This is a genomic window from Cellulomonas sp. NTE-D12, from assembly GCF_027923705.1.
In the GTDB taxonomy this organism is placed as follows: Bacteria; Actinomycetota; Actinomycetes; order Actinomycetales; family Cellulomonadaceae; genus Cellulomonas.
Genome location: NZ_AP026442.1, coordinates 269,166 through 292,041, shown reverse-complemented (window position 1 = coordinate 292,041; position 22,876 = coordinate 269,166). Strand labels below are relative to the sequence as shown.

The window sequence follows — 22,876 nt, the reverse complement described above, 5'->3', positions numbered from 1 at the left end:
GCTCACACCTCCAGCCGCGGGATGGACAGCCTCGAGCCGGGACGCAGCGACAGCGGGTCCTCGATGCCGTTGGCCACGGCGAGCGTCCGCCAGCGGGTCGCGTCGCCGTAGTACCGGGCGGCGATGCGGTCCAGCGTCTCGCCCGGCTGCACCTGGTGGACGCGGTGCGGGCGCGGCGTGCCGGAGGTCGGGTTCTGGGGGCCGAACGCGTGCGACTCCTCGTACTGGCGCAGCACCAGCGCGAGCGTGGCGCGCAGCGGGACGCCGGTCGACGAGAAGTAGGTGAACGTCAGGTCGAGGTGGGCGATGACGGCCTTGAACGAGTGCAGGTCGCCCCAGTGGAACGTCACGTACGGCGGCCGGGCGTTGTGGGTGGCGTCGTTGGCGCCCGGCAACGACGGGTCCACCTCCATCAGCCCGAGGATCTTGCCGGTGTACCGCGTGACGGCCGTGCCGTCGTTGGTGGTGTCGAAGAACAGCTCGACGGTCATCGTCGCCGGCCGCGCACCGGCGTAGCGCAGCCGCGGCACGCCCCGGCCCGGCATCGACTCCCCCGCCCAGCTGTTGCTGCGCGTGATCGCCAGCTGCGCCGGGTTGAACAGGCACGGCAGCCGTTCGCCGCTCTCGATCTCCAGGAACGCCTTCTCGGTCGCGGCCATCAGAACACCCCCGGCATCCGGCGGCGTCCGCGCCGCTCGAGCTCCTCGACCACGCGGTCCTCCAGCCGCTCCACCACCCGGTCGACCAGCTCGTCCATCACCTCGGGCGAGAGCGCAGGCTGCGACGGGTCCTCGGGCGGGGACCAGGACCGGCTGACCCGGTCCGCGGCGCTCGGGCTCATGACGGCTCCCTCGGTGGTGCGCAGGACGGTGGCGGCGCCCGGGACGCCGGCGAGACCAGCAGTGCCGCCGCCGGGGCTGCCTGCGCGGCCGCCCGAGCCGGTGGCGAACGCCGTTCCGGAGGCTGACCAGCCGGTGCGGCCGGCGGAGGTGCTCTCGAACGCACCCGCGGCCTCGGCGGCGACCAGGGCGGCGAGCCTCGCCGGGACGGACCCCGCTGGCATCCCCGCGGTGGACGGTGCGGGGGTGGAGACCGAGCGACGCAGAGCGTCGGCAGGACCGGACGGCGCAGGGCGGTCCGACGGCCGTCGGCCGGCGCGGGCCGACGACGGCTCCGGCGGCCCTCCCGGTCGACCACCGAGGCCCGTGGTGCGCGGCGGCAGCACGACGAAGCCGGAGGCGACCCGGGACAGCTCCACCGGCGCGGCGGCGCTGCGGTGCAGGCTCAGCACCGCGGCGGGGCTGCGGCGCGGTGTGAGCGTCGTGGAGCCGCGGGAGACGGCTGTCGATCCGGCGAGGTCGACGGGCCCCGCTGCGCCCGCCACCGCTGCGCCCAGCGCCGCGCGTGCGCTGCGTCGGACGTCACCCGGCGCAGGTGCGGACACGGGCGTCGGTCGCCCTCCGGCGGCCACGAGCGCGCGGACGGTCGTTGCCGCGGGGTCCGCTCGTCGGCGCATCGGGGCACGAGGTCCGCCCGGTCGGCCCGGCGAGGCGGGCGAGCCGAGTCCGTCCGGACCGACGATGCCGAGCGACCACGAGCGGCCCCCAGGTGCGGCCTGGACCCGCCGCACCGGTGCCAGGCGGCGTCCGTCCGTCCGCTCGCCGGCCCGCGCCGCGGCCCCGGTCGGCACCGGCAGCACGCCGCGCGGCGCGACCCGCTGCAGCGACATCTCACCAGCGATCGACGTCCCACCGGTCAGGGCAGCAGCACCGCGACCCGCATCGGCCGCGACGCCACGCTCGCCCGCGGCGGTCAGGGCTCCTGCGTGGCGGGCGGTAGCGACGGCCGATGCTCCCCAGCTGCGCACCGCGCGCCCGGCACTGGCCGCGCCGCCGAGCAACCCGTCGTCGGCGCCGTGCCCGACGGCCAGCCGGTCGATCGCCACCGGCAGCCCGCTGTACCGACGCACGCTCGCGGCCCGTCGTGCACGCCGCGACGTCCGGTGCACGACGGCATCCGGAGCGGCGAGTCGCTGTGCCGGGACGGACGTCGCGCTGCGGCCCGCCGAGTCCGCGCCGGCACCGGCCGCGACGCCGGCTGCGTCGACCGCCGCGTTTGCCTTCGAGTCGGCCGCCGACGGGGCGGTGGCGGTCGGCGGAGCCGTCTGCCGGCCGGTCGCCGGCGGGGCGGTGGACGGCCGGGCATCGGCATCGACCGGAGCGGTGGGTTGAGCGGTGGTCGACTGCGCAGCACCCGTTGGAGCACTGCTCGGCTGCGCCGGCGCGGCGACAGCTGCGGCCGGTTGGGCTGAGGTCGGCGGGGCAGCGGTCGGCTGGGCAGCGGTCGGCGGGGCTGTGGTCGGCCGAGCAGGGCTCGGCACGTCTGCGGTGCGCTGAACGGTGGTCGGCGCCACAGGCACTGGCTGCGCTGCGGTCGCCTGCGCACTCGTCGGCCTGACGGCGGCGGGCTGAGCCAACGGTGCCGGAGCGCCAGCGCTGCGGGTCACGGCCGACGAGGCCAGAGGCGCCGCAGCCCGCATCGCGCCAGAGGTATCACCGCTGGTCGGACGCGCGTCCGGACGCGGACCGGCGGAACGGGCACCAGCACCGGACCGCACGCGTCCGCCGCCGACCGGCGCTCCGACCGTCCCGGCACCCGCGGGTCGCAGCCGCACCGGCGCGCCCAACGCGCGCCGCAACGGTCCGCCGAGGACACCGTCCGCCGCTGCCGTGGACCCGTCCGGCGACACGCCGAGCGGTGCGAGCGACAGCGGTACCCGCCGAACCGTCAGGTTCGACGCACGGCTCGTCCCCGAGGCCTCGCCGCTCACGGCCGTGCGCGCCGCGGGCATGGAGGTGGACGTGGGCTTCGGCGTGGACGTGGGCGTGGACGAGGACGTGCCGAGCGTGGCCGCGCCGCGGCGGCTCTCCCGGGCACCGCCCGCGGCTCGCGCATCACCGGCCGCCCGCGCGTCACCCGCCGCCCGTGCCGCTTCGCTGGCAGCCAGCCGTCGTCGGACGAAGCGGCTCACCGGCGTGGCCCGTCCCGGCGTCCCGGGCGTCGACGCCCCCGCAGGGCGCGCCGCACCGGCACCGTCACGGGTCACCGCAGCCGCGCTCTCCGTCGGCCTCGGCCTCGGCCGCGCCGGCCCACGCTGCTCGGCATCCCGCCGCACGGCCGCCTGCGGGGAACCGGCCGACGTGCCGCGACGCGGCAGGTCGGGCGCGCTGCCGGCCCCCGAGGTCTTCCCCGGCGAACCGACCTGCGCCCCGCCGGCGTCCCTGGGTGGAGGTGGCGCCGTCCGACGCCGTCGGTCGAGCGAGGTGATCATCGCGCCGGCGGCGGTCACCTCGGCGGGCAGCCGCATCGGCAGCGTGCGCGGCGCCGCGGTGACGGACAGGCTGCCGGGGCTGTGCGAGTCCTCGGTCGGCACGCTGCGCACCACCCGGCGCAGCCCGCGCGCCGGCAGCTCGGCGGCGGTGCTCACCGCGGCAGCCGCCCCGGTCGTCGGGGCTACCGGGCTCGTCGTCGTCCCCGCGACCGTGCCGCCGTCGACACCGGTCGCCTCGACCGCGCGCGCGGACCGCCGCCACCAGCGGGGTGCCCGCACGGTCGCCAACCCCGCGCCGTTCGCCTGCACGCTGGCCGGCACGCCGATCGCGCGCCGCACGGCCAGCGGCCGCCCGGTCGCCGCGCCGAACCGCAGCGAGCGCGCGGCGACCTGGCCGATCGCCCCGTGCCGCAGCTGCCGGCCCGGCGACCCCGGAGGCCCGTACCGCGCCCACGGCGACAGCGGCGCGCTCACCTCGTCGGCCGCAGCCGGGCCCGCAGCCGAGCCGGCGCTCGCTCCCCCTGAGCCCGCACCGGCAGCGGCCGCGCCGCTCAGGACGTCGGCACCGCTCACGACGTCTTCGCCCGGAACCCGTTGTGCGCCACCTCGAGCTGCTCCACCAGCTGCCCGGTGCTGTCCACGTTGAACTCCGGCCCGGTCCACCGCACGGCGAACACGTCGGCGAACTCCCAGGCGCGCAGCCGCTCGCCGGTGTAGCTGATCGCCGTCACGGCGCCCGTGCTGCGCTTCACCTTGTTGCCGTTGGCGGCGAAGTTCTCGCCCGACGAGTTGGCGACCCACGTGAACAGGGCGTCGCTCTCCACCATCCCGCGGCTGAACACCAGGTTGGGCCAGTGCAGCGTGCCGGGAAGCTTGTGCACGTACTGGTTCTGGCCGCCCTCGACGTAGGTCTCCACGTCGACCGTCAGCTCCAGCCCGCGCACCTCGCGGAACGTGCCGATCTCGACGCCGTCCACCTCGAAGATGAAGTACCCGGTGGTCGACGGGTCACCGCCGAGCGGTGTCCGGTCAGATCCCGCCACCGTCCCGCACCGCCTCCCACGCTCGTTCGTTCAGGGCAGAGACCGCCCGGACCATCCGGACGCGGTCGAGGTGCTCGAGGTCGAGCAGGTCCTCCATCGACCAGTGCAAGTGGTAGGCGAGGTAGGCGATCTCCTGCCAGAGCGCCTCAGCCGGGTAGCGCAGCATCGGTCACCGGCCGTCGGACGGGATCTCCTCGATCGCCGACCGCCGCCCGTAGGTGACCGTCGCCGACGTCCCCACCCCGACGGGCAGCCCCGCGGCCGCGCCGCCGTCGCCCCCTGCGGCAACCCCGGCACCCACGGCCCCGGCACCCGCGGCCACCACCGGCGCCGCCGCCTGCTCGGGCAGCACCACCGGCATGGTCACCGGCGCCTCGGCGTCGCGCTGCGCCGCCAGCAGCTCCTCGTACTCCTCCTGGCTGCCGAAGTTGATCACCCCGTAGAAGTCCTGGAGGAACGCGAGGTCGGCGGCGAACAGCCCCTCGATCTCGTGCCGGGTGACCAGCTCGAGCGTGCCGAGCCGCTCGACCACCCGCGCCAGCACCACGATCGTCAGGCGCGGGTCGTCCGGACCGTCGATCGTCGGGTCCCGCAGCGGCTCCAGCTCGTCGCGCGCCGTCGCCAGCCGCATGGTGCCGGTGCGGTGCACCTCGCCCTTGTCGTCGACGTAGCCGCGCGGCAGCGTGAAGTCGTAGCGGGTCTGCATGGTCACTTGACCCGTGCGAGCCGCTCGATCGTGAGGGTGATCGTCTCCTTCACGGCGTCCGAGCTGTCCACGCTGAGCTGGTCCGTGGAGATCTTGCTGGGCCAGCCGTTGAAGAAGTTGAACCGCGCGAGCTCCTCGTGCGTGTGGTCGTACATCACCACGGAGCCGTTCTTGCGGTTGTTGCTCCGGTCGCTGTTGAGGATGCCCTTCTCACGGATGTTGTTGAACCACTCCCAGAGCTTGTCGCCGTCCATCTTGGCGGGGGCGACCCGGGTCAGCGTGAGGTCGGGCGCTGCGGTGGTCGCACCGAGCGTCTTGATCAGCTGCTGCTTCCCGTCCTTGCCGGCCTGCTGGATGGTGGCGACGGAGACCTCGACGTCGAGGCCGCCGACGGTCATCAGAGCCGTGACCACCTCGCCGTCGATCTCGAGGAAGAAGTTCTGGGAGATGATCGGGTCGGTCTTGAACAGCCCGTCAGGCATGGTGGCTCCTCGGCTCAGGGTGCGGTTTCCCGGTGGGGGCGCCCGCCGCCCACCGGATCAGGTCAGTTGGCGGACTGCTTGTTCTGGCTGATGCGGAAGATGACGAACTCCGCGGGCTTCACCGGGGCGAGGCCGACCTCGACGACGAGCTTGCCGGCGTCGATCGACTCGGGCGGGTTGGTGGTCGCGTCGCACTTGACGAAGTACGCCTGGTCGGCCGAGGCGCCGAACAGGGCGCCGGACTGCCACAGCCCGTGCAGGTAGCCGGTGAGCGTGCGGGTGACGCCCTCCCACAGGGTGACGTCGTTCGGCTCGAAGACGGCCCACTGGGTGCCGGACATGATCGTGGACTCGACCATGTTGAACAGGCGACGGACGTTGATGTACTGCCAGTCGGTGTCCGACGTCAGCGTGCGCGCGCCCCAGATGCGGATGCCGCGGGTGCCGAACGGCCGGATGCAGTTGATGCCGATCGGGTTGAGCAGCGACTGCTCGTTCTGGGTGATCGACCGCTCGACGTCCAGCACGCCACGGATCGTGTCGTTGGCCGGCGCCTTCCACACCCCGCGGGTGTCGTCGGTGCGGGCCCAGACGCCGGCGACGTGGCCGGACGGCGGGATCAGCACCTCGGCGTCGCCGTTGCTGCCGATCGGGTTGTCCACCTTGATCCAGGGGTAGTACAGCGAGGCGAACGCCGAGTCGTACATGGCGACGTCGCTGCGCCACTCCTTGATCTGCTGCGGGCCCATCCCGGGAGGGGCGTCGAGGATCGCCATGCGGTTGGGGTGCAGCTCGCAGTGCGCGATCAGCGCCGTCTGCACGGCCTTCCACAGGTTGAGGTCGAGGGTGCCGTCGGCCTTGGTCGCGGCCGTGACCAGGTCGGGGACGATCACCATGGTGACGTCCTCGGCGATCGCCAGGCCGTTGATGCCGCTGCGCGCGGCCTCCGAGCCGGCGAACTTGCGGCCGTTGACGGGGGCCGGCACGGGCGCGGCCTTCTCCAGCTGGTAGACGCCCGGCTTCAGCAGCTCCAGCTGGCTGGCCACGTCGGCGTCGGTGTCGAGCTTGAGCTCCACCTTGATCTGCGTGGACGTCTTGTTGATCACCGTCGCGGCGTCGCGCGGGCCGCCGAACGTCAGGTCGGGGTACTGCTCCACGGCCTCGCCGCCGATCACCACGGTCAGCGTGAACGGCGCGGGGCCCTCGGCGTCGGGGTCGGTGTCCTGCGTCTCGACCACCACGGAGACGTTCGCGTCCGGCTCCACGCTGGTGATCTCCAGCGGGCGGCCCAGCGAGCGGTCGGCGGCGGGCAGCGCCAGCTGCGCGGGCTCACCGGCGGGGGTGGAGTGCGGGATGCGGACGATGTAGGCCAGCGAGCCGCCGTTCTGGAAGTACCCGAACACGGACAGCGGCAGCACGGCACCCGCGACGAACCCGCCGAACAGCTGCTCGAACTGGTTCCAGCTGGTGACCAGCCGAGGGGCCAGGCCCTCGGGGTCGTTCGGGTCGTCGAGCGGGGCCCGCTCGGTGAACCCGACGAAGGCCGCGACGGCCGTCGGCGCGGACGCCAGGACCTTCTGAGACGACGGGACTTCCTCGACGTAGACGCCGGGCGCGGTGTACGTGGGCACTGTGTCTCCCTGTTCTGCGCCGCATCCTCGGGCAGGAGGGCGGTGCCGGTGGCGCTGACAACCGCGAACGTAGGGAGAGGCCCTACTGGGCAACATCCGTAATCGCTACCGATCTTGGGCCCAACACCCCGGAGAACCCACGCTTTTCACCTCCTGGACCGCCCTATATCGGCACTATGTCAGGACTAAAGTCCTCCGCGAATCCGGCCGAAGACCTGGTCGGACCAACGGTCCGGGAAGTGGACCCCGCGATCATGGCCGCCCCGTGCGGAGACGAGGAACGCCCATGAGCGAGCTCGCGGAGAGAGCGACCTCGGGCATCCGCCTCGCAACGGCGTCCTCGCCGGCGTCCGTCCCCGCGGCGGTGCGCCCCTGGCCCTCCGTCGACCGCGTCGGACCTCGGCGGGCCGTGCTGGCGGCGCTCGCCGAGTCGCGCAGCGTGCTGGTGGTCGGCAGCGCAGGCGTCGGCAAGACGCACCTCCTCGACGCGGCCCTCGGCGAGTGGAGCGCGGCGCGGCGTGCTGCGGCGGACGAGGCGGCCGCCGTGGCGCTGGTCCCGGCCCAGGCGGCGCACCCCGAGCCGGCCGTCGTCACCGTCGGCGGTCATGACGACTTCGGTGCCCTGACGACGCTGTGGCACGGGTCGTCCGGCCGCCTGGTGGAGCGTCCCGTGCAGCAGGCCGGTCACGTGGTGCGCGTCCACCACGACGTGACGGAACCGGTGCTGCTGCGCGTCGAGGACGCCCACCTGCTCGACCCGGCGGCGGCCGAGGCGCTCGCGTCGCTGGTGCGCGACGGTGAGGTGCGCGTGCTCGCCACGCTGCGCGGCACGCCGTCCTCCCCCTGGTCGGAGCTGTGGAAGGACGGCATCGCGGAGCGGGTCGACCTGGGCACGCTCGACCCCGCACAGACGCAGGCGCTGGTGGAGACGGCGCTCGGGGGGCCGGTCACCGGGGAGACCGGCCGACGCATCTGGCTGCACACCCTGGGCAACCCGTTCTACGTGCGCGAGCTGGTGCGGCACGAGGTGGTCTGCGGCGCCCTGGTGGAGCGGCACGGCGTGTGGGTCGGGCTCATCGGCGCCGAGCCGGGGCAGCGGGTGCTCGACACGGTCGCCCGGGACCTGGAGCGCCTGGACGGCCCGACGCGGGACGCGCTGGAGCTGGTGGCCCTGGCCGAACCGGTGCCGGTGACGGCCCTCGACGGACTGGTGGACGGCACGGTGCTCGACGACCTGGTGCACCGCGGTCTCGTCGTGCGGGGCACCGACCCGGCGCACCCGGGCCCGGGTGCCCTCGACCAGCCGCTGTCGCCGACGGTGCGGCTGACCCCGCCCGCCTTCGCCGACGCGGTCCGGGCGCTGGTGCCGCACGACCGCCGTCGGCAGCTGTTCGCGCTGGTCCGCACCGCGCGGTCCGGCTTCCGGTCCGACCACGAGTCGCCCGCGGCCCTGCTCCGGTCGGTGCTCTGGGCCCTGGAGTGCGACGTGCACCAGAGCGGTGAGCGGCTGCTGCGGGCGATGCGGGCGGCGATCCTGCTCAGCCGTCCCGAGGCGGCCGTCCAGGTGGGCAGCGCCGCGCTGCGCCAGACGGTGGGCGGCCCGGGACCGCGGGTCGACGTGCTGCTGCTGCGGGCGGAGGCGTGGCGGCTGGTCGGGGCGCCCGAGCGGTCCGCAGCAGACCTGCTCGAGGCCTCCGAGCGGCTGGCGAAGGACGACACCGGCACCGACCACCGCCTGCGGCAGATCCGCCTCGCGGAGCAGACGGCCGACCTGCACCAGTTCCACGACGACGACTCCGACGAGTCGCTGGACCTGATCGACCAGTTCCTCGACGAGCTCGGCGAGGACGACGACGTCGCGCTGCGCTCCGCGCTCGCCGTGCGCCGGCTGGTGCGTCTCGGCACCGGTGGTCGCTTCACGGAGAGCATCGAGCCGTCGCTGGCCGCCCTCAAGGCGGCCGGCTACCGGTCGCCGAGCGTGCTGGCCCTGGCGGCGCCGGCCGTCTTCGGTCTCGCGCAGACCGGCCGGATCAGCGAGGCGATCGCGCTCGGCTCGCGCAGCCTGCGCGCGGCGGAGGTGCACGAGCGGGAGCACCCCTGGCTCGGCTCGAACATCCTCGCCGCGCAGTTCCTGGTGCACCTGTGGGCGGGTGACGTGGCCGCCGCCGAGCGGATCGCCGCCGTCCCGCCGGGCGGTGACTGGGGGTACGCCACCAAGTACTCGACGGACGGCACAGGCCGCGGCCTGATCGCCGCGGCGCGCGGCCTGTGGAGCGACGCGATGGCCGAGCACCGGGCGGCCGCCGCCACGCTCGGCGTGCTCGACCCCTACGGCCTGACGGAGTTCGCCGCGGCCGCCGGCGCCGTCTCCGCAGCTGCCCTCGGCGACCGGTCCACCGCCCTGCAGCTGATGGAGCTCGCCCGTCGTGCGCCCCACCGGGCATCGGCGATGGTCGAGTCGGACCTGCGGCTGATGCTGGTCGACGCCGGCCTGTGGCTGCAGCAGCCGACCGCCCGGGCGGAGGCCCTGGCACTCGCCCGCTGGTGCGCCGAGCGCGGGCTGCGCCGCACGGAGCTGGAGGCCCTGCACCGGGTGCTCCTCGCCGGCCACCTCCAGGGCACCCCGGACCCCACGGACGCGGCGGTGCTGGTCCGGCTGCAGCAGGTGGGCGGCCTCGTCTCCGGCTCCCGCGCCGCGGCGCTCGTGGCCCACGCCGTCGCGGTCGTCGCCGGGGACGGCGAGCTGGTGGCCGTCGCCTCGCGCGACCTCAACGCGCGGGGGCTGTGGCTGCCGTCGGTGCGCCCGTCGGCCCGGCTGACCGCCCGCGAGCGCGAGATCGCCGGACTGGCCGCCGCCGGCCTGAGCAGCCGGGCGATCGCCGACCGGCTGACCCTCTCGGTGCGCACGGTCGACAGCCACCTGTCCCGCGTGTTCGCCAAGCTGGGCGTCACCAGCCGCGCGCAGCTGCGCGACCTGCGGGACTGACGGAGGTCCGCACCGAACCACCCGCGCCGACCGGTGCGCGGCGGTCTGTGCAGGAGCAGGCTGGCGCCGTGAGGCGACGCGAAGCCGCGTGGGAGTACGTCAACGCCGCCCTGTGGGTGCTGCCGTTCGTCGCCGGTAACGCAGCGCTGCTCGCCGGCTTCGCCCTGTCCCGCGTCGTCCCGGCGCCGGGCTCGTTCCTCGCCACCGTGGCGTTCCGCGGCTCGTCGGCCGACGCCCGGACGCTGCTGATCACCATCACCGGCACGGTCGTCACGGTGATCGCCCTGGTGCTGGGCCTGTCGATCGTCGCGCTGCAGCTCTCGTCCACCCAGTTCAGCCCCCGGCTGCTGCGCAACTTCCTGCGGGACCGGCCCAACCAGATCGTCCTGTCGGTGTTCATGGCGACCTTCGCCTACAGCGCCGCCGGCCTGCTGACGGTCGGCGTCGGGAGGGACCCGGAGACGTTCCCCCGCCTGGCGGTCACCGGCGCCCTCGCGCTGCTGTTCGCCAGCATCGCCTCGGTGGCCTACTTCGCCGACCACCTCTCGCACTCGATCCAGGTGGACGCGATCATGCGGCGCGTCGAGCGGGACGCCCTGGATCTCGTCTCGCGGCTGCCGCGCGACGTCGAGCTGGTGCCGCCCCAGGCGCCGCCGTGGGCCGTACCGGTGGCCGCCCGCAGCAGCGGCTACGTGGTGACCGCCCACCCGGAGCAGCTGCTCCCCCTCGCCCGCGAGCACGGCGTCAGCATCGCCCTGGTCAGGCGCGTGGGTGAGCACGTGGTGCCGGGCACCCCGCTCGCGCTGGTCTGGGGCCCGACGCCCGACGACGCCGTCCCGGACCGGCACCCGTTCGAGCACGCGCTCGACGACGCCGTCGGCATCGGCTTCGAACGGACCCGCCAGCAGGACGCGGCCATCGGCATCCGCCAGCTGGTCGACGTCGCCTGCAAGGCGCTGTCCCCCGCGGTGAACGACCCCTACACCGCCATCCAGGCGGTCGACCACATGGCCGTGATCTTCGCCGCGATGGCCGCACGCCCCCTCGGCCCGCGGGTGGCCCGCGCTGGCGACTCGGTGGTGGTGGTGCCCAGCCGCCGCTTCGGCGAGTACCTCGCGACGATGTGCGGGCTGGTGCGCCGGTACGGCGCTGCCGAGCCCACGGTGTCGCTGGCCCTGCTGCGCCTGCTCGACACGTGCGCGACGGTGGCCCGCACCGACTGGACCCGCCTGCACGACATCGCGGACCAGGCGCGGCTGATCGCCGACGACGCCGAGCGGGCCGTGCACCAGCCGGCCGACGCCGAGCCCGTCCGCCTCGCGGAGCAGGCCCTGCTGCGCCGCATCGAGACCTACCGGGCCATGGCGGAGTAGGCCGACCTGTCAGGAGACCGATCGGTCAGGCGCCTCGTCGGTCTCGCGCTGGGCGATCAGCAGCTCGCGTAGGGCTGCCACTTCCTCTGCGAGCGCCCGAACCTGTGCCCGGGTGGCCGCCTGCTCCTGCTCGTTCTCCTGCTGCACGCGGTCGACGAGCCAGGACGCGATGGTGGCCGTCACGACGCCCAGGAGCGCGATGCCGCCGACCATCAGCGCGACGGCGATGACCCGGCCTGTGGCGCTGACGGGATAACGGTCCCCGTAGCCGACCGTCGTGATGGTGGTGACGGCCCACCAGAGGCCATCCCCTGCGCTCGTGATCGTGGCGCCCGGGACGCCTCGCTCCGCCTCGGTCACCGCGAGCGCGGCGGTGCCGATCAGCAGCACCGTGGCACCGCAGACGTACGTCACCACCCGGCCGCGCAGCGACCGAGCGCCCGCGCGGTTCAGCACCGACAGCAGAGCCACGAGTCGCAGCAGCCGCAGCGGCCGCAGCACGGGCAGGCCGATCACGACGAGGTCGAGCACGTTGCTCCGGACGAACTGCCATCGGCGCTCCGCAAGCCCCAGCCGCACGGCGTAGTCGACGCCGAAGGCGATCCAGGTGCCGGTCAGGACCCAGCCGCACGCCGTCACGGCGCCGATCGGTAGCGACGGCCGGACGATCGGCACCGCGTAGGCGACGAGGAACGCAAGCGCTGCAGCGGTCAGGGGCCATTCGGCGGCTCGTTCCCACCGTTCCCGCCGGTTCACGTTGACGATGCTGGCACCGTTGCCCACCGGGCTCCCGCAGGGCGCGCCGCGAAAACAGTTCGGTTCTTGACTGTTCGCTTTCTCACCATCTAGTGTTCTCGACATGAGCAGCAGCCGTCCCGAGCCGTCCGTCGCCGAGCTGATCGGCCGGATCTCCAGCCGGATGCGTCAGGCGATGGGCGACGCCTTCGACTCCGCCGACCTCGGCGGTCTCACCCCGCTGCAGGCCCGCACCGTGGGCTTCATCGAGGCGAGCGAGGGCCGCGGGCTCATCCAGAAGGACATCGCCGACGTCACCGGGACCCGCCCGGCGACGGTGTCCGCCCTGCTCGGCACGCTGGAGCGCGACGGCTGGATCGAGCGCCGCACCGACCCGTCGGACGCCCGCCGCAAGACCCTGCACGTCACCCCGAAGGCCCGTGACCTGGTCAAACGCTTCGAGGCGAACGTCTGGGCGAGCAGCGAGCGCCAGCTCGACGTGCTCGATCCCGACGAGAGACGCACTCTCGTCGCCCTGCTGACCAAGCTCGACCGGCACCTGGCCGGCTGACCGCCACCTGATCGCAGCCACCTGACCGACCGGCACCCGCCGGCCGTCTGGTCCCGCACGCCCTGAACCGGGCGTCCCGACCCGCGCCCCGCCACCCGACCACCGCCCCGCCGCGCTGCCGCACGCCCTCGTGCGCCCCGCCGCTCCGACCCATACCCACCCGCACCCCAGGAGGACCCATGACCACGCACGACGACACCTACTACCTGCGCCGCGCGCCCATGAGCCGGGCGCTCGCACACCTCGCGCTGCCGATGATGGCCGCCACCACCGTCGGCGTCGTCTACGGCGCGGTGAACGCCGGCTTCATCGGCTCGCTGCACTCCACCGCCCTGCTCGCCGCCGTCACGTTCGGCCTCCCGCTGACCGCGGTGGTCATGGCCGTCGGCGGGGTGTTCGGCACCGGAGGCAGCACCGCGGTCGCCCGGCTCCTCGGCGAGCTGCAGGCGCTCGACGACGGCACCGGCGCCACGGCGGCGGAGCTGCGCACCCGCATCCGACGTCTGTCGGCCTTCACCGTCTGGGGCGCGGCTCTGGCCGGCCTCGTCGTCGGGATCGCCGGCCTGCTGGCGCTGCACCCGCTGACCCACCTGCTCGGCGCCACCGGCGATGCGTTCGCGCCGACCGCCGACTACGTCGCCGTCCTGCTCGCCGGCACGCCGGTGCTCGCGGTGGCGTTCGCGATCGAGCAGCTGGTCCGCGCCGAGGGCGCCACCCGGGTGTCGATGGCCGGCATCGTCGCCTCCACCCTGGTCAACCTGGTGCTCGACGTGCTCCTGATCCTGGTGCTGCGGTGGGGCGTGACCGGTGCCGCGTTGGCGATCGTCGGCTCCAACTTCGTCACCGTCGCCTGGTTCGCCTTGCACCTGCACCGCCGCTCCCCCGAGCTGCGCATCGGCCTGCGCTGGTTCCGGCCGGACGGCCGGACGACGCGCACGGTGCTCAGCGTCGGCGCCTCCGAGCTGCTGATGAGCGGGTTCCTGACGGTCAGCGCCGTGGTGTTCAACAACGTCGCGGCCCGGTACGGGGACGGGGTGCTGGCGGCGTTCGGGGTGGCGCAGCGGATCGTGCAGCTGCCGGAGATGCTGGCGATGGGGGTCGCCCTCGGCGCGATGCCGCTGCTGGCCACCGCTTTCGGCGCCCGGGACACCGCCCGGCTGCGGTCGGCCCTGCTGCACTCCGCCGCCTGGGTGGCGGGCTGCGTGCTGGTGTTCACCCTGCCGGTGTTCGTGCTGCGCGAGCGGGTGCTCACCCTGTTCAGCGCCGACCCGACCGTGCTGACCACCGGCCTCTCGGTGCTGACGGCCATGCTGGTCGCCGCCCTGTTCAACGGCTTCACCGGGCTGGCCACCACGCTGTTCCAGTCCACCGGGCAGGCGGTGCCGGCCACCGTGATGTCGGTGGCGCAGGGCGTGCTGTTCGTCCCGGTGCTGCTCGCCGCCCGAGCGGTGCTCGGCCTGACGGGCGTCGTCTGGGCGATGCCGGTCACCGAGATCCTCTGCTTCGTCGTCGCGGCCGCCCTGGTCACCGCCCACCGCGCCCGCACGCTGACCCCGGCCGATGCCCCGTCGCCGGACCCGCTGACCGTCGCCGCACCGGTCGGCATCGAGGCCTGACGTGCCGGGTGGGTCGCCGATGGTGTCGGATGGACCCATGCGCGGAGCGATCATCCATGGAGCCGGCGACGTGCGCTTCGAGGAGCGCCCCGATCCCGTCATCGTCGAGCCGACCGACGCGGTGGTCCGCACGGTCGCAGCGTGCGTCTGCGGCTCGGACCTGTGGCGGTTCCGCGGGCTGGCGCCGGTGCCGCAGCCCAAGCCGATCGGCCACGAGTACGTCGGCGTGGTCGAGGAGGTGGGTTCGGCGGTCACGACGATCAAGCCGGGCGACTTCGTCGTCGGCGGCTTCCTGCACAGCGACAACACGTGCGCCGTCTGCCGCAAGGGCATGCACTCCAACTGCCTGCACGGCGGCGGGTACGACGGCTGCCAGGCCGAGCGCATCCGCATCCCCAACGCCGACGGCACCCTGCTGGCCACCCCCGGTCAGCCGGACGCCGACCTGATCCCCAGCCTGCTGGCGCTCTCCGACGTGATGGGCACCGGCTGGCACGCCGCGGTCTGCGCCGACGTCAAGCCGGGGTCCTCGGTCGCGGTGGTCGGCGACGGGGCGGTGGGCCTGTGCGGTGTGCTGGCGGCGGCGCAGCTCGGCGCGACGACGATCATCGCGATGAGCCGGCACGCCGACCGCCAGCAGCTCGCGAAGGAGTTCGGCGCGACGCACATCGTCGCCGAGCGTGGTGACGAGGGCGCCGCCCGGGTCCGGGAGCTGACCGACGGCATCGGTGCCGACGCGGTGCTGGAGTGCGTCGGCACCGCCGACGCCCGCCTCCAGGCGGTGGCCGTCACCCGCCCCGGCGCGATGATCGGCGTGGTCGGCCTCCCCCACGGCGACGTCCCCACCGACCAGCTGTTCTGGTCCAACAAGGGCTTCCGCGGCGGCCCGGCCCCGGTCCGCGCCTACCTCCCGCACCTGCTCGACCTGGTGCTGAGCCGCACCATCGACCCGGGCAAGGTGTTCGACCTGACCCTGCCGCTCGCCGAGGTGGCCGAGGCCTACAAGGCGATGGACGAGCGCCGCGCCATCAAGGCCCTGCTCCAGCCCTGACGAGCCAGGGCGACGAGTCGACGCGATCAGGTCACCGACGCTCGAGCCACTCGGGGTCAGCCGCGTAGAAGGCGTCGCCTGTGTCCGTCTGGTGGCAACCCAGCTCGATCAAGGCGGCGACCAGGGCATGCCTGCCGAGCGGGCGCGGCGTGCGCCACGTCTGACCCCGGCCGTGTGGGGGCGTCACCTCAGCGGTGTAGGCCTCACCCGTTCTCCGGATGGTGATCGGCACAGACAGCTCCCGTGTTCCTCCGGTCGCGACCACGCACGGCCGGCTGCGCGATGTAACGTGTTGCGTTACACGATACAGTGCCGTCGTGATCGTGAGCTTCGAGCACAAAGGCCTGGAGCGCCTCTATCACGACGGTTCCAAGCGAGGCGTGCAGGCAGCCCACGTGCCGAAGCTGCTCCGCATCTTGTCGGCGCTCGACGTGGCGCAGGCACCGGCGGATCTGGCGATCCCGTCGTTCCGAACGCACCAGCTCAAGGGCGACCTTGCCGGGCAGTGGTCGATCTGGGTGAACGGCAACTGGAGGGTGACCTTCAGGTTCCTTGAGACCGACGTCGAACTCGTGGACTACCAGGACTACCACTGAGCAGGAGGTGGACGTGATGGCGATGAAGACTCCGGTGCACCCGGGTGAGCTGCTGCGCGAAGACGTGCTGGCCGAGCTGGGCCTGGGTGTCGGCGAAGCCGCATCCCGGCTCGGCATCTCCCGCGTAGCGCTGAGCCGGGTGCTGCACGGGCATGCGCGGATCAGCCCCAACCTCGCGGTCCGCCTCGAGGAGGCTGGGGTGGGAACGGCTCGCGCATGGTTGGCCATGCAGTCCGCGCACGACCTCGCCGAGGAGCGGGCTGCCGGCTTGCCCAAGGTGCGTCGGCTGAGCGACGTCGCCTGAGGTCGGCCGGGATCGCGCGATCCGCTAGGCGGCCGGTGCCTTGGGCGGCTTGGGCCGGACGACTCCGTCCGTCGGCGCCGGGACCGTGGACCCGTCGAGCGTCACCAGCGGCGGCATCGGCACGCCCAGCGGTCCCGGCCACGGCGCCGTCGGCGGCACCGACGGATGGGCGGGCGGCACCGGCTGCTGGATCGTCGTCCCCGGCGCCGGCGGCACCGGCCGAGGCGCAGCGCCCAGGTCCACCAGCCCCGCGAGGCTCGGCGCCGAGTCGACGCGCGGCACGCCCATGGCCGGCAGCCCGAGCAGGTCGATGATCGTCTTCGGGATGCTGGCGTGGGAGTGCCAGGCGGTGTCGACCGCCTGCGTCACCCGCCCGCCGAACATCACCAGCGGGATGCGGGACCCGCCGATCGCCGCGAATCCGTCGGGGTGCAGCGCGTCCGGCACCGTCTCGATCGCGGGCGTCTTCACGTGGTCCGCGTACCCGCCCCAGTCGTCCCAGGTCAGGATGAACGTCGTGTCGTCCCACCCGCCGCCGTCGATCACGGCCTGCACCCGCGACCAGATCAGGTTCTGCCCGCGGGTGACGTAGTCGGGCTGCGGGGTGGCCGGCGGGTGCTCGTCGTACCCCGCCGGGCTCCAGACGTAGCAGACCTGGGGCAGCTCACCACCCGTCGCCATCGGCACGAACTCGTTGGGGTGGTGCACGTGCGTCTGCCCGGGTGCGCTGGTCAGCGACGTGTAGAACTTCGCCGGGTACCCGTGCTCGTCGGGGAACGCGCCCCACGACACCCCGGCCTTGTCCGCCACGGTGAAGATCGACGGCAGGTCCCACACCGGCGACGGGCCGACGAACGGCGGGTTCTTCAGCGTCGGCATCTGCCCGCCGATCGCCAGCATGTGCCCGGGCGTCGAGTTCGACCCCGAGCCGAAGTGGTGGTCGGAGAACACGAACGTCTTGGCCAGCCACGCGTAGTACGGGATCACCGTGTCGGTGTCCACCTGCGCGGCGACCGCCGGGTAGTCGCCCATCGCGTAGTGCACCCACGCGTTGCGGTCGTGCGGCTGGTCGTGGTCGGGCGGCGCCGCGAGCAGCGGACCGGTCGCGACGGCGGCACCCCAGGCCGCCATCGAGGCGAAGTAGAAGTCCGTCGTCTTGTTCTCCTGCAGGAAGACGACGACACGGTGACCGGATGCAGCCTGCGTCGAGTCGGGCACGCCTGCAGTCTGACCCGCTGCGGGACGCCTCGCACCGCGAACCCGCTCACGCCTGCGGGCGCCACGATCGCCGTCGCCTTGGCGGTTTCTTGGCGACGGCCCGCGACGCTGGCGAGGACCCTGCAGGAAGGCAGTCCCGTGAGCGGCAGCACCAGCAACCCCCCGTCCGCCAGCACCGCGCAGGCCGCAGCGGCCGGCGCCGGACTCGTCGTCGTGCTGCTGGTGGGGCTGCTGGTCGCACCGCTGCACGGGTGGACCGCGAGCGAGCTCGGCGTCGTCCAGTGGCTCTCCGAGCACCACGCACCGGCGCTCGACGCGGTCACGGCGGCGATCGGCACGCTCGCCTCGCCGCCCGTCGGGCTCGGGCTGCTCGTCGTGCTCTGCGCGGTGGGCGCCCGCCGGGTCGGGGTGCGCCGGGCCGTGGTCCTGCTCGGCGTCGCTGGCCTGACCCTCGCAGGCGGGATCGTGCTCAAGGTCCTGGTGCACCGGCCGCGCCCAGACGTCGCCCTGCTCGCCTCGCCGCCCCCGGTGGACACGAGCTTCGGCTACCCGAGCGGGCACACGACGGTGGCGGCGGTGCTGGTGCTGACGGCCCTCGCGCTGCTCGGCCCCCGTCGCAGCCGCCTCTGGGCGCCGGTCGGGGTGCTGCTGGTGGTCGTCGTCGCCGCGTCCCGGGTCTACCTGGGCGCGCACTACCCGCTCGACGTCGTCGCGGCCGTCGTCTACGCGGCGTCCGCGTTCACCCTCGCGTCCGTCCTGGTCACGACGACGCCGGCCCAGCGCGTGCTGTCCGTGGTGCGCCTCGATTCCCTCGCCGACGCCCGTGAAGGAGACCGCGCGTGATCTCGTCCCTGGTCCCAGGCATGTCCGGAGGTGTGTCGACCGGGCTCACCACGGGCCTCTCGATCTCCCCCGAGCCCTTGCTGCACGCCCTCGGCCCGTGGGCGCTGGTCGGCATCGCGGTGATGATCTTCATCGAGTCCGGGGTGCTGTTCCCCTTCCTCCCGGGCGACTCCCTGATCCTCACCGCGGTGCTGCTGCGCGCCCAGCTCGGGCTGTCACCGTGGGCGATCGCCGGCGTCGCGCTGGCCGCCGCGGTGGCCGGTGACCAGACCGGCTACTGGTTGGGCCACCGGTTCGGACGCCGGTTCTTCCGCGACGACGCCCGCGTGCTGACCACCGCCCGGCTGGCGGAGGCCGAGCAGTTCTTCGACCGGTACGGACCCGTGTCCCTGGTGCTTGCGCGGTTCGTGCCGATCGTGCGGACCTACGTGCCACTGGTCGCGGGCACCGCCCGGCTGCGGTACCGGCGGTTCGTCGTCTGGAACGTCGCCGGCGCGCTCCTCTGGGTGGTCGGCCTGACTCTCGTCGCCCTGCTGCTGGGCGGCATCCCGTTCGTCGCCAAGAACATCGACCTGCTCGCGATCGTCGTGGTGGTCGTCTCCGTACTGCCCCTGGTGGCCACGGGTCTGCGCCGACGCGGCCAGAATCAGGACCGTGAGCTGGTGGACACCGACCGGGACGCCTGAGCCATGACGGCGCCCACCCGCCGCCTGTCCTTGCTGCTCCTCGAGGACGACCCGCGCCTCGCACCCGTGGTCGCCGAGCTGCTGTCGGAGGTCTACGACGTGACGCTCGTCGCCGACGGCGCCGTTGCGCTGGAACGCGCGTTGACCGGTGAGTTCGACCTGCTGGTGCTCGACCGTCGGGTGCCCACCCTCGACGGCCTGGAGGTGGTGCGCCGGCTCCGCGCCCGGCACGTCGCCACCCCGGTGCTGCTGCTGACGGCGCTGGGGACGACGGCGGACACGGTCGCCGGCCTCGACGCGGGTGCCGACGACTACGTCGTCAAGCCGTTCGAGCTCGACGAGCTGCTCGCCCGCCTCCGCGCGCTCACCCGCGACCACACCGGCCCGCAGCAGCAGCTCGGCGGGTGGACCTACCGGCCGGGCTCCGGCGAGATCCACTCCCCCTACGAGGGCCGGATCCTGCTGACCGTCCGCGAGGACGCCCTCCTCGCGATGCTCGCGGCCGAGCCGGACCGGGTGTTCAGCCGCACCCAGATCCTCACGGCGGTGTTCCCGCACGGCGAGGCCGAGGGCACGGTCGACGCATACGTGCACTACCTGCGGCGCAAGACGGACCGCGACCTCATCGAGACCGTGCGCGGTCGCGGCTACCGGCTGGGTCACCCGTGACCGACCGCCCACGCCTGTCCCCCGACGCCCGCCGGGCGATGCACACCTCCGTGGTGTCCATCGGCGTGGCGGTCGCCGTCACCGCAGCGGTCCTGGTCGCGAGCGTGCTCACCGTCACCGCGCTGTACCTGTGGCTGCAGTCGACCCCCGCGGAACGCCGGGAGCCGCCCAAGCCGGGCGACCTGACGCTGTCCATCGACGCCGGCCACGTGCTGCTGGGCCTGGCGCTGGTCGGTGGCGCCGCCGTGGTGATCGCCGGGGTGGCCACGCTGTTCATCGCCCGCCGTGCCGTCCGGCCGCTGGAGGACGCCTTCGACCGGCAGCGCCGGTTCGTCGCCGACGCCAGCCACGAGCTCCGCACCCCGCTGACCGTGCTGCACGCCCGCATCCAGCTGCTGTCCCGCCGGGTGGGTCCGGACTCGGAGGCGGCACCCCTGGTCCGCGAGCTGGCCGACGACGCGCAGGACCTGATCCGCATCGTCAACGACCTGCTGGCCGCGTCCGACGAGCCCGGCGCGACGCCCGGCCCTGCGTCCGACGACCGCCCGGACGTGCATGCCGTGGTCGAGGACGCCGTCCTCGCCTACCGGTCCGCTGCGGGTCCGGCCGGCCTTGGCGTGGTGGTGGAGGCCGGCGCGGAACCTCTCGCGGTCCGCATCCCGACGACAGCGCTCCGCCGGTGCGTCGGTGCCCTCCTGGACAACGCCGTCCGGCACTCCCCCGCGAGCGGCACGGTCAGGATCACGGTGGCGCGGGCAGGCCGCTTCGTCGTCGTCGACGTGCACGACGACGGCCCCGCGCTGAGTGCTGCCGAGGCGGACCGGCTGTTCGACCGCTTCGCCCACCGCCCCCCGACGACGACGCCGCCCGCACCGGGCGCCCCCCAACGGGCCACGCCCGCGCTGGGACTGTTCCTGGTGCGCGAGACGGTCGGCCGCTACGGCGGCACGGCCGCTGTGGCGCCGACCGCCGGCCCCGACGCCGGGACCACCATCCGGCTGCTCCTGCCCGCCGTCTGAGCACGCGCCGGGCCGCCGCCCACCGGCGCCGGGGAACCGTACGGGGTCAGTCCTCGACGACCGTCAGCGTGACCTCGACGTTGCCGCGGGTGGCGTTGGAGTAGGGGCACACCTGGTGGGCGGCCTCGACGAGCGCCTGCGCCTGCTCACGGTCGAGGTCGGGGACGACCACCTCGAGCTCGACGGCCAGCCCGAACCCGCCCTGCCCGTTGCGGCCGATGCCGACGCGGGCGCCGACGCTGGTGTCGTGCAGCGCGACCCTCTGGGTGCGCGCCACGGACAGCAGGGCGCTGTGGAAGCAGGCGGCGTAGCCGGACGCGAACAGCAGCTCGGGGTTGAGGGCGCCACCCTCACCACCCATGTCCTTGGGCACGCGCACGTCGGCGTCGAGCAGCCCGTCCATCGTCGCGACGTGGCCGTTGCGACCGTCGCCGGTGGCCAGTGCCTCGGCTGTGTAGAGGATCTCCATGACGTTCACCTTCCGTAGGGGTTCTGGGGGTTCAGGACGCGACCGTGGCCGCATCCGCGTTGGAGGCCTGCACGCTGCCGGTCAGCCGGTGCAGGGAGTCGAGCAGCTCGCGGGCGGACTCGACGGTCAGGCTCATGCACTGCGCCACCTGCGCCGGCACGTCGGCCATCTCCGTGCGCAGCTCGTGCCCGCGGTCGGTGAGGTCGACGGTGACGACGCGGCCGTCGGCCTGGTCCCGCGAGCGGGTGACGATGCCGGCCGTCTCCATGCGGCGCAGCAGCGGCGAGAGGGTGCCGGAGTCGAGGGCCAGGTCGTCCCCGAGCTGCCGCACGGACCGCGGCCCCTGCGTCCACAGTTCGACCAGCACCAGGTACTGCGGGTAGGTGAGCCCCCACCGCTCCAGCAGGCGCCGGTAGGCCTGCGTCGTGGCGCGGCTCGCCGAGTACAGCGAGAAGCACACCATCTGGTCGAGCGCCGTCATGGACATAGCATTGCGCGCGATCTAGTTGTGCGCAACTGATGTGCGCTGGCGCAGATGCACATCCAGAGCGGTGAGAAGCCGGGGTGGTCTTGGTTAGCTGGAGTCGTGCGCCAGCCGGTGTGCGCCGCGAGAAGCGCCCACGTGCACGCTAGCGGCAGGGGTTCGACGCCGAGGCATAGAAGCGGGTCACCGTCGCCGGGTCCTCGGCCGGCAGCACAACACACCCGAGCAGGCGACCGTTCCGGTCGAGGACGCCTACCGACTCCTCACTGCACAGCTCATGGTTCCGCTCAAGGCTCGCGCCCGGCGCGATCGGCCCACTGCTGCCGACGTCATCGCGTCGGGTGCATTGCGCGTTCAGGCACGTCTGGAACGAGATCGCCCGGGTCAGATCATTCGTCAAAGTCACCGACCCGACATCGCCGGGAGGAGGATCGAAGCCGCAGTCGCCAAGGACGCTCGTCAATCCGATCAACGTTCCGAGTGCAGCCACCGGGACGAAGCAGGCGAGCACGGTCAGAGCGACCCGTAACCGGACCCGCCCAGATCGTCTCCAGAATGCGTGCCCCGGCGGCGGCGGCGGCCACGAGGGATCGGGCTGCCAACCGGCGTCTGGAGCCCATCCATCCGGTGGCAGAGGCCAGTTCTCGGGTGCGACCCATCTCCAGCCGCGCCGGTTCACGGCGCCGAGTGTGGCATCCAGTCCATGCAACGAAGCCTCCAGCGCCCCCGGCGCGCCGAGCGCCACAGGTGTCAGAACACGTCCTACGGCGGATGTCGCGGTTGATGTCCTTCACCGCGGTGGTCGCGCGGTCGCCACGTCGCCGAGGTAGTCGACTTGGCGGTGGGGAAGACGAACGACGAAGGGCCCCACATCCGCAGATCACTGCAGGTGGGGCCCTTCAACTGCTGGCCTGGCTGGCTGGCGGTAGCGGTGGGATTCGAACCCACGGTGGACTTTCACCCACACACGCTTTCGAGGCGTGCTCCTTTGGCCGCTCGGACACGCTACCGGGGTCGAGGGTACCCGAGCCGCCGCCTGCCACCGAATCGGCCCCCGACCAGC

General features: G+C 73.7%; 23 protein-coding genes and 1 tRNA gene. 11 read left to right on the top strand and 13 right to left on the bottom strand.

Annotated features, from left to right (window positions below):
• Positions 1-2: 2 nt before the first annotated feature.
• The 7 genes from QMF98_RS01300 to QMF98_RS01270 form a co-directional block, all read right to left on the bottom strand.
• On the bottom strand, positions 3-659 hold the full coding sequence (locus QMF98_RS01300) for a CIS tube protein (protein WP_337974293.1): 657 nt from the start codon (positions 657-659) through the stop codon (positions 3-5).
• Positions 659-3,904: a hypothetical protein gene (locus QMF98_RS01295; protein WP_337974292.1), complete on the bottom strand. Its 3,246-nt coding sequence runs from the start codon at positions 3,902-3,904 to the stop codon at positions 659-661. The genes QMF98_RS01300 and QMF98_RS01295 overlap by 1 nt, the downstream gene beginning before the upstream one ends.
• The gene (locus tag QMF98_RS01290) at positions 3,901-4,374 is read right to left on the bottom strand and encodes a phage tail protein (protein ID WP_263732261.1); all 474 of its coding nucleotides are present in this window, start codon (positions 4,372-4,374) and stop codon (positions 3,901-3,903) included. Before QMF98_RS01290 ends, QMF98_RS01295 begins: the two co-directional genes overlap by 4 nt.
• Positions 4,361-4,540 (bottom strand): DUF6760 family protein, encoded by a 180-nt coding sequence (locus QMF98_RS01285; RefSeq protein WP_263732262.1) that lies wholly within the window; start codon positions 4,538-4,540, stop codon positions 4,361-4,363. The genes QMF98_RS01290 and QMF98_RS01285 overlap by 14 nt, the downstream gene beginning before the upstream one ends.
• Positions 4,541-4,543: 3 nt before the next feature.
• The gene (locus tag QMF98_RS01280) at positions 4,544-5,080 is read right to left on the bottom strand and encodes a hypothetical protein (protein WP_337974291.1); all 537 of its coding nucleotides are present in this window, start codon (positions 5,078-5,080) and stop codon (positions 4,544-4,546) included.
• Positions 5,081-5,082: 2 nt separating this feature from the next.
• A complete protein-coding gene (locus QMF98_RS01275; protein WP_337974290.1) occupies positions 5,083-5,562 on the bottom strand; it encodes a phage tail protein in 480 nt (159 codons plus the stop codon).
• 62 nt (positions 5,563-5,624) lie between these two features.
• On the bottom strand, positions 5,625-7,193 hold the full coding sequence (locus QMF98_RS01270) for a phage tail sheath family protein (RefSeq protein ID WP_263732264.1): 1,569 nt from the start codon (positions 7,191-7,193) through the stop codon (positions 5,625-5,627).
• Positions 7,194-7,479: 286 nt separating this feature from the next.
• On the opposite strand from QMF98_RS01270, the gene QMF98_RS01265 reads away from it, so the two are divergent.
• Together QMF98_RS01265 and QMF98_RS01260 are read left to right on the top strand one after the other, a co-directional pair.
• Positions 7,480-10,179 (top strand): helix-turn-helix transcriptional regulator, encoded by a 2,700-nt coding sequence (locus tag QMF98_RS01265; RefSeq protein WP_337974289.1) that lies wholly within the window; start codon positions 7,480-7,482, stop codon positions 10,177-10,179.
• Between the two features lie 68 nt (positions 10,180-10,247).
• Positions 10,248-11,552 (top strand): DUF2254 domain-containing protein, encoded by a 1,305-nt coding sequence (locus QMF98_RS01260; protein ID WP_337974288.1) that lies wholly within the window; start codon positions 10,248-10,250, stop codon positions 11,550-11,552.
• A 9-nt stretch (positions 11,553-11,561) separates the two neighbouring features.
• Here QMF98_RS01260 and QMF98_RS01255 read toward each other — a convergent pair whose 3' ends face one another.
• Positions 11,562-12,413 carry a potassium channel family protein gene (locus QMF98_RS01255; RefSeq protein ID WP_337974287.1) on the bottom strand — a complete coding sequence of 284 codons (852 nt, stop codon included), beginning with the start codon at positions 12,411-12,413 and terminating at the stop codon, positions 11,562-11,564.
• Between QMF98_RS01255 and QMF98_RS01250 the strand changes: the two genes are divergently transcribed.
• From QMF98_RS01250 to QMF98_RS01230, 5 genes are all read left to right on the top strand, one after another.
• Positions 12,412-12,858 (top strand): MarR family winged helix-turn-helix transcriptional regulator, encoded by a 447-nt coding sequence (locus tag QMF98_RS01250; protein ID WP_337974286.1) that lies wholly within the window; start codon positions 12,412-12,414, stop codon positions 12,856-12,858. The two genes, QMF98_RS01255 and QMF98_RS01250, sit on opposite strands and share 2 nt — an antisense overlap.
• A 179-nt stretch (positions 12,859-13,037) precedes the next feature.
• Positions 13,038-14,474, top strand: coding sequence for an MATE family efflux transporter (locus QMF98_RS01245; RefSeq protein ID WP_337974285.1), 1,437 nt, complete (start codon positions 13,038-13,040; stop codon positions 14,472-14,474).
• 37 nt (positions 14,475-14,511) lie between these two features.
• Positions 14,512-15,525, top strand: coding sequence for a zinc-dependent alcohol dehydrogenase family protein (locus QMF98_RS01240; protein ID WP_337974284.1), 1,014 nt, complete (start codon positions 14,512-14,514; stop codon positions 15,523-15,525).
• A 317-nt stretch (positions 15,526-15,842) separates the two neighbouring features.
• Positions 15,843-16,121 (top strand): type II toxin-antitoxin system RelE/ParE family toxin, encoded by a 279-nt coding sequence (locus QMF98_RS01235; RefSeq protein WP_337974283.1) that lies wholly within the window; start codon positions 15,843-15,845, stop codon positions 16,119-16,121.
• Positions 16,122-16,137: 16 nt separating this feature from the next.
• Positions 16,138-16,425 (top strand): HigA family addiction module antitoxin, encoded by a 288-nt coding sequence (locus QMF98_RS01230; RefSeq protein WP_337974282.1) that lies wholly within the window; start codon positions 16,138-16,140, stop codon positions 16,423-16,425.
• A 24-nt stretch (positions 16,426-16,449) separates the two neighbouring features.
• On the opposite strand, the gene QMF98_RS01225 is transcribed toward QMF98_RS01230, so the two are convergent.
• On the bottom strand, positions 16,450-17,643 hold the full coding sequence (locus QMF98_RS01225) for an alkaline phosphatase family protein (RefSeq protein WP_337974281.1): 1,194 nt from the start codon (positions 17,641-17,643) through the stop codon (positions 16,450-16,452).
• Between the two features lie 138 nt (positions 17,644-17,781).
• Between QMF98_RS01225 and QMF98_RS01220 the strand changes: the two genes are divergently transcribed.
• From QMF98_RS01220 to QMF98_RS01205, 4 genes are read left to right on the top strand one after another with little or no spacing between them, the layout of a single operon-like run.
• Positions 17,782-18,486, top strand: a complete 705-nt coding sequence (locus tag QMF98_RS01220; protein ID WP_337974280.1) for a phosphatase PAP2 family protein — start codon at positions 17,782-17,784, stop codon at positions 18,484-18,486.
• Complete coding sequence (locus QMF98_RS01215) at positions 18,483-19,172, top strand: DedA family protein (protein WP_348773390.1); 690 nt, start codon at positions 18,483-18,485, stop codon at positions 19,170-19,172. Before QMF98_RS01220 ends, QMF98_RS01215 begins: the two co-directional genes overlap by 4 nt.
• A gap of 3 nt (positions 19,173-19,175) precedes the next feature.
• Positions 19,176-19,841, top strand: a complete 666-nt coding sequence (locus QMF98_RS01210) for a response regulator transcription factor (RefSeq protein ID WP_337974279.1) — start codon at positions 19,176-19,178, stop codon at positions 19,839-19,841.
• Positions 19,838-20,860: a sensor histidine kinase gene (locus QMF98_RS01205; protein WP_337974278.1), complete on the top strand. Its 1,023-nt coding sequence runs from the start codon at positions 19,838-19,840 to the stop codon at positions 20,858-20,860. Before QMF98_RS01210 ends, QMF98_RS01205 begins: the two co-directional genes overlap by 4 nt.
• Before the next feature lie 46 nt (positions 20,861-20,906).
• Here QMF98_RS01205 and QMF98_RS01200 read toward each other — a convergent pair whose 3' ends face one another.
• The 4 genes from QMF98_RS01200 to QMF98_RS01185 all read right to left on the bottom strand — a co-directional run bounded on the left by QMF98_RS01200 (position 20,907) and on the right by QMF98_RS01185 (position 22,823).
• Positions 20,907-21,329: an organic hydroperoxide resistance protein gene (locus QMF98_RS01200; RefSeq protein WP_337974277.1), complete on the bottom strand. Its 423-nt coding sequence runs from the start codon at positions 21,327-21,329 to the stop codon at positions 20,907-20,909.
• 31 nt (positions 21,330-21,360) lie between these two features.
• Positions 21,361-21,810, bottom strand: coding sequence for a MarR family winged helix-turn-helix transcriptional regulator (locus QMF98_RS01195; RefSeq protein ID WP_337974276.1), 450 nt, complete (start codon positions 21,808-21,810; stop codon positions 21,361-21,363).
• Positions 21,811-21,958: 148 nt separating this feature from the next.
• Positions 21,959-22,324 (bottom strand): hypothetical protein, encoded by a 366-nt coding sequence (locus tag QMF98_RS01190; RefSeq protein ID WP_337974275.1) that lies wholly within the window; start codon positions 22,322-22,324, stop codon positions 21,959-21,961.
• 409 nt (positions 22,325-22,733) lie between these two features.
• Positions 22,734-22,823, bottom strand: a tRNA-Ser gene (locus QMF98_RS01185).
• Positions 22,824-22,876: the final 53 nt, after the last annotated feature.

Coding starts and splice junctions, on each gene's coding strand:
- QMF98_RS01195 (WP_337974276.1), bottom strand. CDS start 21,810: ATGACGGCGCTCGACCAGATGGTGTGCTTCTCGCTGTACTCGGCGAGC.
- QMF98_RS01210 (WP_337974279.1), top strand. CDS start 19,176: ATGACGGCGCCCACCCGCCGCCTGTCCTTGCTGCTCCTCGAGGACGAC.
- QMF98_RS01300 (WP_337974293.1), bottom strand. CDS start 659: ATGGCCGCGACCGAGAAGGCGTTCCTGGAGATCGAGAGCGGCGAACGG.
- QMF98_RS01265 (WP_337974289.1), top strand. CDS start 7,480: ATGAGCGAGCTCGCGGAGAGAGCGACCTCGGGCATCCGCCTCGCAACG.
- QMF98_RS01255 (WP_337974287.1), bottom strand. CDS start 12,413: ATGTCGAGAACACTAGATGGTGAGAAAGCGAACAGTCAAGAACCGAAC.
- QMF98_RS01240 (WP_337974284.1), top strand. CDS start 14,512: ATGCGCGGAGCGATCATCCATGGAGCCGGCGACGTGCGCTTCGAGGAG.
- QMF98_RS01200 (WP_337974277.1), bottom strand. CDS start 21,329: ATGGAGATCCTCTACACAGCCGAGGCACTGGCCACCGGCGACGGTCGC.
- QMF98_RS01230 (WP_337974282.1), top strand. CDS start 16,138: ATGGCGATGAAGACTCCGGTGCACCCGGGTGAGCTGCTGCGCGAAGAC.
- QMF98_RS01285 (WP_263732262.1), bottom strand. CDS start 4,540: ATGCTGCGCTACCCGGCTGAGGCGCTCTGGCAGGAGATCGCCTACCTC.
- QMF98_RS01275 (WP_337974290.1), bottom strand. CDS start 5,562: ATGCCTGACGGGCTGTTCAAGACCGACCCGATCATCTCCCAGAACTTC.
- QMF98_RS01280 (WP_337974291.1), bottom strand. CDS start 5,080: ATGCAGACCCGCTACGACTTCACGCTGCCGCGCGGCTACGTCGACGAC.
- QMF98_RS01245 (WP_337974285.1), top strand. CDS start 13,038: ATGACCACGCACGACGACACCTACTACCTGCGCCGCGCGCCCATGAGC.
- QMF98_RS01250 (WP_337974286.1), top strand. CDS start 12,412: ATGAGCAGCAGCCGTCCCGAGCCGTCCGTCGCCGAGCTGATCGGCCGG.